Annotated in this window: 10 protein-coding genes; 2 read left to right on the forward strand and 8 right to left on the reverse strand. The window is 71.0% G+C overall.

What is annotated here, in order from left to right; translation table 11 throughout:
• Positions 1–90: 90 nt before the first annotated feature.
• The 3 genes from ACFWSK_RS09770 to ACFWSK_RS09780 form a co-directional block, all read right to left on the reverse strand.
• A complete protein-coding gene (locus ACFWSK_RS09770; protein WP_383783332.1) occupies positions 91–1,485 on the reverse strand; it encodes a hypothetical protein in 1,395 nt (464 codons plus the stop codon).
• 21 nt (positions 1,486–1,506) lie between these two features.
• Positions 1,507–2,451, reverse strand: a complete 945-nt coding sequence (locus ACFWSK_RS09775; protein WP_383783333.1) for a hypothetical protein — start codon at positions 2,449–2,451, stop codon at positions 1,507–1,509.
• Positions 2,452–2,559: 108 nt separating this feature from the next.
• Positions 2,560–3,087 (reverse strand): hypothetical protein, encoded by a 528-nt coding sequence (locus ACFWSK_RS09780; RefSeq protein WP_383783334.1) that lies wholly within the window; start codon positions 3,085–3,087, stop codon positions 2,560–2,562.
• Between the two features lie 543 nt (positions 3,088–3,630).
• On the opposite strand from ACFWSK_RS09780, the gene ACFWSK_RS09785 reads away from it, so the two are divergent.
• Both ACFWSK_RS09785 and ACFWSK_RS09790 read left to right on the forward strand, forming a co-directional pair.
• Entirely contained in the window at positions 3,631–4,845 is a 1,215-nt protein-coding gene (locus ACFWSK_RS09785; protein ID WP_383783335.1) for an RCC1-like domain-containing protein, read from the forward strand.
• A 209-nt stretch (positions 4,846–5,054) separates the two neighbouring features.
• Positions 5,055–6,227 (forward strand): RCC1 domain-containing protein, encoded by a 1,173-nt coding sequence (locus ACFWSK_RS09790; protein ID WP_383783336.1) that lies wholly within the window; start codon positions 5,055–5,057, stop codon positions 6,225–6,227.
• A 58-nt stretch (positions 6,228–6,285) separates the two neighbouring features.
• Here the strand turns inward: ACFWSK_RS09790 and ACFWSK_RS09795 are convergent, their stop codons facing one another.
• The 5 genes from ACFWSK_RS09795 to ACFWSK_RS09815 all read right to left on the reverse strand — a co-directional run bounded on the left by ACFWSK_RS09795 (position 6,286) and on the right by ACFWSK_RS09815 (position 12,676).
• Positions 6,286–7,755, reverse strand: a complete 1,470-nt coding sequence (locus ACFWSK_RS09795; protein WP_383783337.1) for an integrin alpha — start codon at positions 7,753–7,755, stop codon at positions 6,286–6,288.
• Positions 7,756–7,909: 154 nt separating this feature from the next.
• Positions 7,910–10,321 (reverse strand): GTPase-associated protein 1-related protein, encoded by a 2,412-nt coding sequence (locus tag ACFWSK_RS09800; protein ID WP_383783338.1) that lies wholly within the window; start codon positions 10,319–10,321, stop codon positions 7,910–7,912.
• Positions 10,322–10,442: 121 nt separating this feature from the next.
• Positions 10,443–10,688: a DUF397 domain-containing protein gene (locus tag ACFWSK_RS09805; protein ID WP_383783339.1), complete on the reverse strand. Its 246-nt coding sequence runs from the start codon at positions 10,686–10,688 to the stop codon at positions 10,443–10,445.
• Positions 10,685–11,560 carry a Scr1 family TA system antitoxin-like transcriptional regulator gene (locus tag ACFWSK_RS09810; RefSeq protein WP_383783340.1) on the reverse strand — a complete coding sequence of 292 codons (876 nt, stop codon included), beginning with the start codon at positions 11,558–11,560 and terminating at the stop codon, positions 10,685–10,687. The genes ACFWSK_RS09805 and ACFWSK_RS09810 overlap by 4 nt, the downstream gene beginning before the upstream one ends.
• 138 nt (positions 11,561–11,698) lie before the next feature.
• A complete protein-coding gene (locus ACFWSK_RS09815) occupies positions 11,699–12,676 on the reverse strand; it encodes a MarR family transcriptional regulator (protein WP_383783341.1) in 978 nt (325 codons plus the stop codon).
• Positions 12,677–12,819 lie beyond the last annotated feature (143 nt).

Genomic DNA, 12,819 nt, shown 5'->3' on the forward strand with positions numbered 1-12,819 from the left:
GCCGGAACAGCCCTGACCAGGGGGTGCGCGCGTGCGCCGGTACCCCGTATCTATCCGGGGCACCGGCGCACGACGGCGGCGGGAGACGCCCTAGTCCGCCGAGGTGCCGTGGACCGTGCGCACGCCCGGGGCGGTCGGCGCGGGGATCTCCAGCAGCCCCTTGTCGGCGGAGCCGGCGGGGGCGTCGGCGCCCACCGGGGTGCTGGTCATCGGCCGTGCGGCGGCGCACCGCTGCTTCTCCGACTCGGACATCGGCCCGGTGCGCTGGAGGATGCGGTCGGGGACCGCGCGCGACGGGCCGTCGATGACGGCGTGCAGCCGGTAGTCCTGCTTGTTGCTGTGGAACCAGCCCTCGACCCGTTCCCGGCTCGGCTGGAGCTCGACCCAGCTCACCTCACCGGGCTGGATGTTCTCCTCGATCTCGCGCCGGTCGCTGGAGAACCACTGCCAGGGCCGCTGCCAGCCCTTCTCGTACGCCAGGGCGAACTGGGTGGCCATCGGGCGTTCCTTGATCCTCTTCCTGTCCTCCTCGCGGTCCCCGGTGCTGGGCAGCCTGGACTCTTCGGTGAGCGCGATCCCCGCGTCCACGTAGGTCTGCGCGATGCTGTCGTGGGTGCGCTCGGCGTAGCTGAGGACCCGGGTGTGCTCCAGCGGGTTGCGGGTGCAGTTGACGAACGCCTCGCCGATCACCCGCGCCTGGCCGTAGTAGCGGAACGACATCCGGGTGTCGGGACGGAACACGCAGGCGTTCTCGCCGTTGCAGGCGGCCGCGGCGTTGTGCAGGGTCTGCTGGCGCTCGTTGCCCTTGTACGCCTCCGAGCGCTCCAGGTTCATCCTGGACACTCGTTTGTCGAGGTCGGTCGGTACCTCCGTCACGCGCACCTTGGCGATCATCGGCGAACAGGTCACGTGGGTACGGGAGTTGCTGACCTTCGAGGTGAAGGTGAGCAGGGGTTCGTTCTCGGTGGCGGTGAACGTGTAGCTCCGGGCGGTCCAACGGCCACTGCCCGCCCTGCCCTTGGTGCGGTCGGGGTCGCCGGCCGTGGTGACGGCCTGGGCCGTACCTCCGGAGCCCTCCACGGTGTACGGCTGGCCGTCGGCGACCTGTTCGGGCGTGCACTCCTTGGACACGGCCGGGCTGTCCTCGTAACTGACCGTGACCTTGGCTCCCGTGCGCACGCCGCGCAGCCGCTGGTGCAGGGAGTTGTTGTCCTTCTGGAGCGCGACGCCGTGGGCGTTGTCGGTGCGGCCCGAAGCGGAGGGTGAGTAGCGCTGGTTGGAGCCGGTCCAGAAGTCGATGCCGACGGTGGTGGGGCCGTCGCCCGTCATGGCGGGATCGGCGAAGTCGCCGTTGAGGACCGGGACGGACTGGGACGGCGCGGCGGCACCGGCCGGGGTGGCACCGGCCAGGGTGGCGCCGAGCGCGGCGGGCAGGGCGAGCCCGGCGACACCGAGCGCGGCCAGGGTGCGGAAGGGGAGTGACATGAGAGCTCCTGGTGGCGGGGGTCAGCGCTGGGCGGGCAGCAGGGCTTCCTGGCGTGTGGGCAGGACGCCGGGCGGTACGAGGCCCTGGGCGGGCACCTCGTGCAACTGGGCGCGCGCCGAGCGGTCGGTGTCAACGTCTCCCGCCGTGTTTCCGGCGGGCCGCTTGCGCCCGCAGAGGCTGTCGGGCACCGGGTACGTCTGCGCCACGAAGGTGCTGCTGTTGACCATCGAGGGGCTGTCCACCGCGATGTTGTTGATCTTGTTGCCCTGGTCGGTGACCAGGCTGCCGACCACCCGGCGCATCGCCGCACTGGCGCCGAACACCAGCATGTCGTACGGCTTGACGGTGCTCTTGTATGCGGTTGCCTCGGTGTTGTCGACTGTCCAGGACTTGGAGTACGTGGCCTTGAAGGCGGCCTGGAACGCGAGCGACGCGGTCATGGTGCCGGACGCCTTCGCCGCACCGCTGACGCTGGTCTTGGAGCCGTTCTCGGAGGTGGGCCCCTCTTTGAGGTTCGGCGTCTTGTGGTTGCTGGTGATGTCGTTGGCGAGGGAGGTGGAGACCTCGCCGGTGGCGGAGACCGTGCCCGTGGCGGTGATGCTGCCGGAGATCTCGCCGCCGATGTTGTCGGTACTGCTGGTGCGCAATGTCACCGTACGCGTCACATCGATGGGGTCCACGGTGCAGTTGACGACAGCGTTGCCCAGGGACTTGACGGCGGTGGTGAACTCGCGGTCCTTGGCCGGGTCGATCGTGAAGGTGCAGGCGTTCCGCTTGGACTTGTTCTTCTCGCAGTACTCCAGCACCTCACTGATCTTCGCCGGCCGGTTGTCGGCGGTGAGGGCGCGGGCGGTGGGCACGCTGTCGGCGCCCTCCTCGGCCATCGCGGGGGCCAGCGGGGCGACGAGGCCGAGTGTGATCAGGGGGAGGAGCAGCGTGGAGCGGTGCAGGGCGCGCTTGGGCATGACGGAGTTCCTTCCGGCTGTGGGATAGCTGGGGGAATGGGGGAGTGGGAGCGAGGGCCGACCGTGGAACGAGGACCCGGTAACGAGGGCCCAGGAACGAGGGACGGTTCAGGAGCCGAGCAGGGAGCAGAGCTGCGAGACGGGGAAGGGCGCCGCACCGTCGTCTGCGGCACCGGGCGGCAGGGAGCCGGGGAAGTCGGCACAGGTGGATCCGACTGCCGACGCGGCGTTGTCCGAGGGGTCGGGCGTGAACGAGCCGATGGTGTCGGTCATGTCCGAGACCCCCTGCTTCTCGCCCGTACCGGTGCCGGCCAGCTTCTCCATGCAGGAGCCGACTCCGGGTTGGCACTCCTTCAGCTTCTCCTCGGCGGCGTCGATGTCCTTGCCCGCCTGGGTCGCAGCCTCCTGGGTCTTCTTCTGCTCCTTCTCGATGTCCTTGGCCTCGTCGGCGTTGGTCTCGCGGTCCTTGCACGCCTGGTCGTCGGGCTTGCATTCCTCGGCGGGGCCCGCAGTTGAAGCCTGTACGGAGTGGCTTCCGCCGTACGCCGAGGCGACCCCCGCGAGCGGGAACAGGGTGACGGCACACATGGCGGCGGCCAGCAGGACGGGGCGGGAGGGCAGCGGACGGATGCGCATGGGGGACTCCAGGCGATCGTGGGTGGGGGGGATGGACGGCCTGTGGGAGGGCCGTGGGTGACGCGCGGCCCGTGGGGACGGGCCATCGGCCGGCAGGGGGAAAGGGGGCGCGGCGGGGCCGGGGGAGGGCCACGTGAAGATCATCAAGCGCAGGGAAAAAGTACATAAATTGCGGGCGGCCAGGCCGGGGACACACGGAAGGCACGGCCCGGGAGGGAAGCTCACCGCATCGGCGTAGTGGCGCCCAAGTCCCCTTCGCGACAAGGCTCCAGACGCCTGCGGCCTTACTCCCGACTGGCCCGTGACACCCCCGCCGTGAGCCGTCGGTCCCCGCCCAGTACCCCGTACAGCGGCCCGTCGCTCGGGTGGTGGCTCCGCTTCGGCGCGCGTAAACGATCTTGTGGGGAGAGTCTTGAGGAGAGCGCGGCGGCCGTGACCCGGTCCGCCGGGCATCGTCGTGGGCCTTCCCCGCCCACGACCCGTCCCATGCCCCGGACCCGCCGTCCCGCCTCGTCCCACGTACCCCAACACCGAAGGACGCCCATGTCCCGTTCCACGCGTCGTATCCCGCGCCTGCGCACCCTGTCCGCCCTCGCCGTGACGGCCACGGCACTCACCGCCCTGCCGGCAATGACCCCCCTGGCCAGTGCCAACGAGGGCAATCCCACCGTCCTCGCCTGGGGCGCCGGACGCACCGGCCAGCTCGGCAACGGCACCAGCACCGACAGCCTCACCCCCGCGTCCGTGACCAGCCTCTTCCGCGGTGACGTCGACCAGCTCTCGGCGGGCGGCACCTCGTCCTCCGACTCCTTCGCGCTCGCCCGCACCGACAAGACCGTCAAGTCCTGGGGCAACAACTCCATGGGCCAGCTCGGCAACGGCGGCTCCATCAACCAGACCGTCCCCACCACGGTCCCGCGCCTGACCAACATCAAGGACGTCGCCGCGGGCGGCGCCCACGGCCTCGCCCTGGACACCAGCGGCCAGGTCTACTCCTGGGGCGACAACGCATACGGCCAGCTCGGCAACAACCGCACGGGCGACAGCCGCACCGTCCCGGACCGCGTCCAGGGCATGCCCCGTGTCAAGCAGATCTCGGCCGGCTGCGACTTCAGCCTCGCGCTGCTGGAGAACGGCAAGGTCTACGCCTGGGGCCGGGGGGTCTACGGCCAGCTCGGCAACGGCAGCCGTGCCGTCAGCTCCGTACCCCGCCAGGTCGAGGGTCTGTCCGACATCACCGAGATCGACGCGGGCTGCCACCACGCCCTGGCGCTGAACGCCGACTCCACGGTCAAGTCCTGGGGCTACAACCTCTACGGCCAGCTCGGCAACTCCTCCACCAAGTCAGCCGTCACCCCCGTCGACGTCGACTGGCTGGAGTACGTCTCGGACATCGAGGCGGGCGCCCACCACAACTACGTGATCACCAGTGACAGCGAGGTCTGGGGCTGGGGCAACAACCAGTACGGCCAGCTCCTGGAGTCGGACGAGGCGTTCGACTCCAACGTCTCGCGCACCAACCGCACGGCTCCCGTGCGGATTCCGCGCCTGAAGGGCGTCCAGCACCTGGCGGCGGGAGCCCGGCACGGCGTCGCCGTCACCGCCGACGACGTCTACACCTGGGGCCACAACGGCGAGGGTCAGCTCGGAAACGGCACCACCGTCCCGCGCTACGAGTCCGTGAAGATCCTCAACGAGGGCTCCGCGATCAAGGACGTGGCCGCGTCGCTGGGCGGCAACACGACCTACGCCTACTGAGACGTACGGCCTCCGAGCCGTCACCGGCGCCGCGTTGGCCGGCACTCCCGCTCTCGCGACGCCGCGTCGCCGGGCCGCTCGGCGACGGAACCACCACGCCGCGTACCGCACCCGGCACGGTGCTGCCTGCCGGAAGCGGCGTCACCGACGTTGACGCGGACACCAACGTGAAGCCCAGCTACGCCTACTGAAAGGGCGCCATGAACACTATGCGCACCACGCTCACCACCACCCTCACCCTCGCGGCGCTCGCCGCGCCCTGCCTGCCCGCGCACGCCGCGCCCAGCGACCCGTGGGTCCGCGCCTGGGGCATCAACAACCTCGGCCAGCTCGGGAACAGCACCTACGTCAACCAGCAGACCCCGGCCGACGTTCAGGGCATCGCCCGCGACTCCGTACGGGAGATGTCCGGCGGCGGTGACGCCGACAAGAACTCCTTCGCCATCGCCCTCCTCAAGGACGGCACCGTCAAGTCCTGGGGTGCCAACCTCACCGGCCAGCTCGGCAACGGGACCCTTGTCGCCCAGCCCTTCCCCGGTGCCGTCGCCGGACTCTCCGGCGTCAGCGAGGTCTCGGCGGGCAGCAACCACGTCCTCGCCGTGCGCGGCGGGCGCGTCCTGTCCTGGGGCAGCAACGCCAAGGGCCAGCTCGGCAACGGCGTCACCGCGGCCGATCCGGCGGGAGTGCAGAAGACCCCGGTCGACGTGCAGAGCCTCAACAAGGTCAAGGACGTCGGCGCGGGCTGCGACTTCAGCGTGGCCCTGCGCCAGGACGGCACGGTCTGGGCCTGGGGCGACGGCGCCAACGGCCGTATCGGCAACGGCGACAACACCAACGTCGCCCGCAACACCCCGCAGAGGGTCAAGGATCTGGAGGACATCGTGTCCATCTCGGTCGGCTGCGCGCATGTGCTGGCCCTCACCGCCGACGGCACGGTCAGGTCCTGGGGCAAGAACACCGAAGGCGAGCTCGGCAACGACTCCATGGCCGACAGCAACGTCCCGGTGGACGTGCACCACCTGGACGGCGTCGCGAAGATCTCCGCCAACGCGTACACCAACTTCGCGATCCTGGACGACGCGAGCGTCAGCGCCTGGGGCAAGAACGACGTCGGCCAGCTCGGCGACGACACGACCACCATCCGCACCACGCCGGTCCCGATCGCCCCGCTCCAGGGCGCCACGGAGGTCGTGAGCGGCTTCGACTACACGGTCGCCGCCCTGGACGACGGCTCCGTGATCTCGTTCGGCGCGAACGCCAACGCCCAGCTCGGCGACGGCACGGTCACGGCAACCCGCAAGCCGGTGACGGTCCTTCCGGCGGGCAGCGGAGTCGCCCACGTCGCCGCGGCGACGACGGGCAAGTCCACGTTCGCGTACTGAGTCCGGTCCACAACAGCTGCCGCCCCCGGCAGGAAGCCGTGGGCGGCGCCCATGGGGGTCAGCGGTCGAAGGACGTTCCCAGGGCGGCCTTCGCCGCCACGGTGCCCAGCGTGCCGTGACCGAACGTGAAGGAGCCGGTCCCGGCCTTCATGGACGGGAAGACCCACAGGGAGCCCTCACCAGCGTTCTCGCCCGGCGCACCTACGGCGAGTTCGGCGCGGCCGTCCTTGTTGCCGTCCACGAAGGCGGCGGCCCCGCCGAACAGGTCGCCCTGCTCCGCGGTCCCGGTGACGTCCGCCGTGTCCTGGTTGAAGCCCGTGGAGCCCGTGCCCGTCGGACCGGCCGCGGTACCGGGCAGGATCACGATCCCGCCCGCCCGCGCGGTGGTGCCGAGCGCCTCACCCGGAACGCCGACCGCCACCTCTCCGTAGCCGTCGCCGTTCGTGTCGGCGATGGCTAGGGACGAACCGAACAGGTCGCCGCGCTCGGCGGCGCCGGGCACGCCCGCCGAGTCCTGGTTGATGACCTTCGCCTTGGCACCCTGGGCGCCCGTGGCGCCGCCCGGTACGTAGGTGATCTGACCGCCGAGGGAGAGGGGGTTCTCGGCATCGCTGTCGTAGCCTTCGAGCCGGCCCACGACGAAGTCGGCGTACGCGTCGCCGTTCACGTTGCCGACGGCCAGGTTCTCCCCGGCTTCCAGCCCGAATCCGTTGGTGCCGGTCACCTGGCTGAACGGCCCCGGGCCGGCAGCGCCGCCGGCGGCGACGTCGACGCGCCGCATGTCGTCCTCGTTGCCGTTGTGGGAGAGGCCCACGACGTCGTCGCGCCCGTCGCCGTCGATGTCGCCCGCCGCGAGGTCCAGCCACCGGCTGTCGGCGGTGTCGGGGTTCAGGGTGACGGCAGCCGCGGCTCCGGCGCGGGTGAACGGGCCGGTCAGGACCTGGAGGTCGTTGTAGCGGAACGTGGCGAGGTCCTTGGACCCGTCCCCGTCGAAGTCGCCCGCGGTCAGCTCGCCGCCGACCTCGCTGGACGCGGCGCCCACCAGGAGCGTGGCGCCGCCCGAGAGGCCGGCCGCACCGCCCCATACGACGGACAGCGCACCTGCGCGCACGGCGGTGCCGTCCTGCTCGCCGGCTGAGCCGACCACCAGGTCGGTGTAGCCGTCCTTGTCGAGGTCGGCGGAGACGAGCGTGCTGCTGAAGCTGTCACCGGCCTCCGCGACGCCGGGTATGCCGGTCGAGTCCTGGGTGATGACCTGCTTGGTGGTGGCCTTCAGGCCAGTGCTGGACCCGTAGACCACTCCGGCGAATCCGGCGCCCGCGAAACCGTTGACGGTCGCACCGGGCGCCGAGAACGCCAGATCGCCGTACCCGTCGCCGTTGAAGTCGTCCTGGAGACCGACGGAGGCGGTCGCCGCCCATACCGGGCCGGACGGCGCGGCGGCCTGGGCGGCGGTCGGCAGACTGACGACGGCGGATGCCACGGCGATGGCGAGGACCAGACGTGTGCCGAGTGCACGGGGTGCCACGTGGGCTCCTTAGCGGAAGAGTGCGCGGAAAGTTCCGGGCACGTTCACCCGGCGGGCCCCGCGCGTTCGAGAGCAGTTGATCTGCACACGTAGAGACAGCCGGATCCGGCCAAGGGTTGTACCAAGTGGACGCCCGTGATCAAGAAAGGGCGGCTCAGCCCCGCCGCACCCGCCCCGAGATCCGCCGGCCGAGCCGTCCGAGGGTGCTCGGCCGGTTCCACGCGCGAAACGCGTCCGCACGGCCGCTGCTGCCCGCGCTCTCCACGGCCTGCTCGACCTCCTTGAGCCGGGCGGGCGGGAGAGTACGTACGGCGGGGCGCAGCACGTCCCTGAGCAGGGCGTCGGCCGTGGTGTTCCACGCCGTGCCCGCGTGCGGGTACGCGGTCCAGACCCCGAAGCAGTCGGCCGCGTAGGCGGCGTCGGTCCGTAGCCGCTGGGCGACGCCGTCCGTACGGGCCGCCAGGTCGTACGCCGCCACCAGCTCGGCGTCCTCGCTGTGCACGAAGGCGTACAGCTCGGCCTCCGGCCGGTCAGGGGCGAGCAGCCGTACGGCCAGGGCGCTGAACGCCCGCTCCCGGACCGCCGGTTCGACCGGCTCGGCCTGGGCGCACAGCGTCCTGGCCCGCTCCACCCAGCCCTCCCCGGCCACCCCGGAACCCACCTCGCGGGCGAAGTCGAGCAGCAGCAGCGCGCCCCGGACCCGCCCCTCGATCTCCTGCGGGAAGCCGCGCAGCAGGTCGTGCGTGAGCCCGGCGGCCTCCTCGTCGTCGGCGGACGCGGCGAGCGCCGCATCGACGAGCCGCGCCCACGTCCCCGCCGTCCGGTGCGCGTCCGACGTGGCCGCGTCGAGCAGCAGTCGCGCCTCCCCGGTCGTCGGTGCCAGGTCCCCCCACACCAGACCCGCAGCGGTCCGCAGCACCATCGGTTCGGCGAACGGTGAGAGACCGGCCGCCCGCAGCACCCGGTGCCACACGGCCGCACGGTCACCGCCCAGCGTCGTCCGCGCCCCGGCGGCCTCGGCGCACATCCGCAGATGCGGCAGCGTCTGCGTCCCCGTGAACGGCAGCGTCACCCGGCCCAACAGCCCTTCCACCGCCCCCGGGTCGTCCGGCGCGATCCGGTCCAGCGCACCGAGCAGTGCCGTCCGCACATCGAACTGCTCGTCCAGCAACTCCAGCAGCGCGGGCCCGAACTCCGGATCGTCGTCGGCGAGCAGCGCGGGCGCCAACCGCCGTACGACCGTGGGAAGGAACTCCGCACAGTCCACGTCCAGTAGCCGCGCCACCCGCAGCAACTGCACCGTCCGCGCCACATCACCACTGGTCGCCGGCGCGCTCAGCTCCGCCAGGATCTCCGGACCGAGCACGGTCCCGATCGCCTCGCCGTCCGGACCCGCGAACGCGGAACGGCCGGGCAGTTCGAGGGAACCGTTCCCCCCGCGCACCGCCTCCGTGACCAGCATCGCGGCGAGCGGTGCGGTCGTCGTGACGGGTGAGCGCCCGTCGAGCGCACCGAACAGCCGCCCCACCGCGTCGAATTCGGGGCCGGTCCGGTCGTCTATACCGGGCGACGTCAGCGCCTCGACCAACTGCCGCGTCTGCTTGGCGTCCAGTGCGTACGGCCGCTCGGCAGCCCAGTCGGCCGCAGCCGCCCGCTCATGGGCGCCGAGCGCGATCCCCGCGCACAGGGCCGTCACAGCCAGCGGACCGGCGGCGAAGGGCTCCCCTGGCAGCTCATCCGCCTCCCGGAACAGCTCCGGCGCCCGACTCCGCCAGATCCGCGCGGCGGTCTCCGCCCAGGCATCCGTCGAAGCCCCCTGCGGCCGGGAGCCGGTGCACGTATGCACCCGGAACCCTCCGCCCAACTCACGTGCGTCATCCGGCAGTACGCCCACGACCCGGTGCGGCGCGAGGCCCGGCTTCCGGGTGTACGTCGTGAACGTCAGCCGCTCCGCACTCTCCCGGGGCAGCGCGGCGCCGGCCAGCGCGATCCAGCGCGCCACGTCCGCGCTCTGCCGCTCGACGAGCACGACCGGCGACACCGGAGGGCTCTCCTCGCTCACCCGGCGCAGATCGGCGAAGACGGAGGCGAGCCACGGGCTGCGGGAGACGGCGAAGTCGCCCAGCCCCTCACGCACGGCCCCGTGCCCCGGCGGCAGGCTGCTGAGCGGATCGGGTGTCGCACCGCCGGGCGTCACGGAGACCCACTGCGGCGACCTCCAGGCATCCACCGGCAACCGGCCGCCCGTCAGCCGTGTGTCCACGGGCAGGTGCACCGCATGGGCGTGGAACCGTACGGGCGCGGAGCCCGCCCCGCGCACGGGCACCGTGCGGCAGAGCAGCCGACTGCCGTCGGACAGCACACTGAAGCTGAACGCCTGCGGCAGCGACCACAGTTCGGCGTCCGTGGGCAGGAAGGGAACGTCGGCCGGAAACTCGTATCCGATCAATGGCTCGATCTCGTCGAGCATCGCCGCCGAGATCCCGGGACCGACCGCCGTGAACCGTCCCCTTGAAGCCTCGCTCCCCGGAGCGGCGGAGGTGTAGTGCAGCTGTGCAAGGCTCATGCGTCGGCCCTCTTCGTCCCTGCCGCGAGCGTCCCCGTATCCACCCCACGGCTGGGGGTGGGGAGAAGTCCCGCAGCCGTGGGGGCGACGCTATCAAGAGGGGACGCACTGATGTGCGGGCTCAGGCTCCAGCGGCGTACGAGACGAAACTCGTCCAGGAACCGGGCAGGAGCGCGAGCTGCGGGCCCTCGGTCACCTTGGAGTCACGGACGTGGACGGTGTCGGGGCAGGAGGCGACTTCTACGCAGGAGTCGCCATCGCCGCCGCTGTAGCTGGACTTGTGCCAGGAGAGGGCTACCTCTACGCAGGAGTCGCCCGAGCCGCCGCTGTAGCTGCTCTTGAACCAGGCAAGTTCTGTGGTGCTCATAGTGCTCCTCGCATCTGCCGCAACAGGCTCAGGGTGTCCTCCAAGGAGAGAGCCTGTGACCGCATCCTGGCATACCGCATCTGGAGCATGCTGACCACTTTGGAGTGCGAAATGAGTTGCCCGCTCTCCTGCCCTTCGAGGTAGCCGAGCCACTGGTTGTCCCGTGTTTCGCACAGTTGCATGGGCCCGTCCAGTCCTGCGTGACCGGTGCTTTCGATCGGCATTACCTGCACCTCGATGTTCCGCAGCTCGGCGAGTTCGAGTACATGGCGGATGAGTTTCCGTGTGACTTCCTGGCCGCCCATCAGCCGCCGAAGCACATGTTCCTCGATGATGAAACTGTACGAGGTGTTCGGCCGCTCCCGCAGGAGTCGCTGCCGGTCCATCCGTGCAGCCATCTGCACCTCGACCTGGTCGTCGCCCAACGGCGGTAGCTGGTTCACGAACAACGTCCGTGCATACGCCTCCGTCTGCAACAGCCCTGGCACCAACCGGCATTCGTACGTGTAGAGGCTCACCGCCTCCGCCTCCAGCCTCGCCCATTGGCGGAACCACGTGGCCAGCCCCGGCCGCCGGGACAGATGCCGCGCCGCCCCCTGGATCGCGCCGAACGCGTCCAGCACCACTTCCGCGCGGTCCACGAAGTCCCCGGGAGGGAAGCGCCTTCCCTGCTCGATGGAGGCGACCGTGGGTACCGAGTAGCAGACCCTCGGGGCGAAGCCCTCCTGTGTCAGGCCGGCCCGTTTGCGGAACGCTTTGACGACCTCTCCGAACGCCTTGAGGCTGTCCGAGGATTCCGGCTCCCCGCCGCTCGTAACTCCACTCGTAACTCCACTCGTAACTCCACTCGCACTGCCCCCGATGTCCGCCATGTCCGGTCACCCTTCGCGCCTGTCCCCAACCGCTCCAACCCAACTGATCCATCGTCACGTTCCGTGAGGCGTACCGTCCACCGTCTGTACCCGTACGCTGACGCGGCGTACGAGTCGCTGACCTGGTACGCGGGTGCGTCACGGAGTTCGCGTGAGCACGCGGAGCTGGTCGACGAGGGCGTGGACGTCGCGCGCGACAGTGCTGTCGGTGACGCGCTCCGCAGCCGTCGCGAGCGTGGGGCGGCAGGCGCGGCAGAGGCCGTCCGGGAGGGCTTCCGGACGGCCGGGGACACCGCACGTGGTGCACTCCACCATCGTGTGGCGTACGGGAGTCCCGGCCGGAGCGGCGGTGGGCAGGCGGGGCGGCATCTTGTCGCGGAGGCGACGGCGTACGAACCCACGCGGCACGTCGACCGCCGCCGGGAGCCCGGCGGTCAGGGCGTGGGTCAGGTACTCCGCGCTCGCACCTCGCGCCAGCCACTCCGCGGCCAGGCCCTCCAGTGCCGTGCAGTCGTCGGCCGAGAGTGCCAAGCGGGCATCCGAGCAACCCAGTTGAGCGAGGGCGAGGTAGGCGGGCGAGGGGGAGTCGTCGGGTGCGGCCGTCGGCTGCAGGGCCGGGGGCTTGACCACATCGGCGGGTAGGCGTGCTGGGGCTGGTGCAGGTGCGTGCGGGAGTGGGGCCGGGGCGCAGTCGCGCACCACCGCGCCCTTGCTGTCCTCGGTGGCGATGAAGGCGGCCCACCACTCGTTGTCGCGGGCCGTGCGGGACCAGAAGGTGCGGAAGACCCAGCGGACCTGGTCGCCCTCGCCGGCCGGACGTCGTACGCGGCGCAGGTGGCCCGCCACCGACAGGGCGGTGAGAGCGGTGCCTACGGCCTGCTGGCCGTAGCGGGGGAGTTGCTGGGCGAGGGTCTTGACCGTCATCGCGGCGCCTTCGGGAAGCCGGTCGACGAAGGAGGCGATGTACCGCTCGCGTTCCGGCAACAGGGCGAAGTCCTCGGCCTGGCGCGGGGCCTGGTCGGGGGTGGATCGCTTGCCGTAGCCGGGCTTGGCCATCGGGTACGGCGGTGAGGATGCGTGCGCGGGCAGGGCAGGGCTAAGGTTCTTGGTAGCCACGGGATCGACCTTTGTCTCGATCTTGCGGTGAGACCCCGGCCTGGTGCTGCTACTGAGGTTTAACTCGTGGTGTCGTTACGCAGATCTGATGGTCAGGCCGGTCTCGGCTAGGCAGCCGTCGATTAGGTTGCTGCGGTACTGGA

The sequence above is a fragment of the Streptomyces sp. NPDC058620 genome (genome assembly GCF_042717135.1).
Taxonomy (GTDB): domain Bacteria; phylum Actinomycetota; class Actinomycetes; order Streptomycetales; family Streptomycetaceae; genus Streptomyces.

Coding starts and splice junctions, on each gene's coding strand:
- ACFWSK_RS09770 (WP_383783332.1), bottom strand. CDS start 1,485: ATGTCACTCCCCTTCCGCACCCTGGCCGCGCTCGGTGTCGCCGGGCTC.
- ACFWSK_RS09775 (WP_383783333.1), bottom strand. CDS start 2,451: ATGCCCAAGCGCGCCCTGCACCGCTCCACGCTGCTCCTCCCCCTGATC.
- ACFWSK_RS09780 (WP_383783334.1), bottom strand. CDS start 3,087: ATGCGCATCCGTCCGCTGCCCTCCCGCCCCGTCCTGCTGGCCGCCGCC.
- ACFWSK_RS09785 (WP_383783335.1), top strand. CDS start 3,631: ATGTCCCGTTCCACGCGTCGTATCCCGCGCCTGCGCACCCTGTCCGCC.
- ACFWSK_RS09790 (WP_383783336.1), top strand. CDS start 5,055: ATGCGCACCACGCTCACCACCACCCTCACCCTCGCGGCGCTCGCCGCG.
- ACFWSK_RS09800 (WP_383783338.1), bottom strand. CDS start 10,321: ATGAGCCTTGCACAGCTGCACTACACCTCCGCCGCTCCGGGGAGCGAG.
- ACFWSK_RS09805 (WP_383783339.1), bottom strand. CDS start 10,688: ATGAGCACCACAGAACTTGCCTGGTTCAAGAGCAGCTACAGCGGCGGC.
- ACFWSK_RS09810 (WP_383783340.1), bottom strand. CDS start 11,560: ATGGCGGACATCGGGGGCAGTGCGAGTGGAGTTACGAGTGGAGTTACG.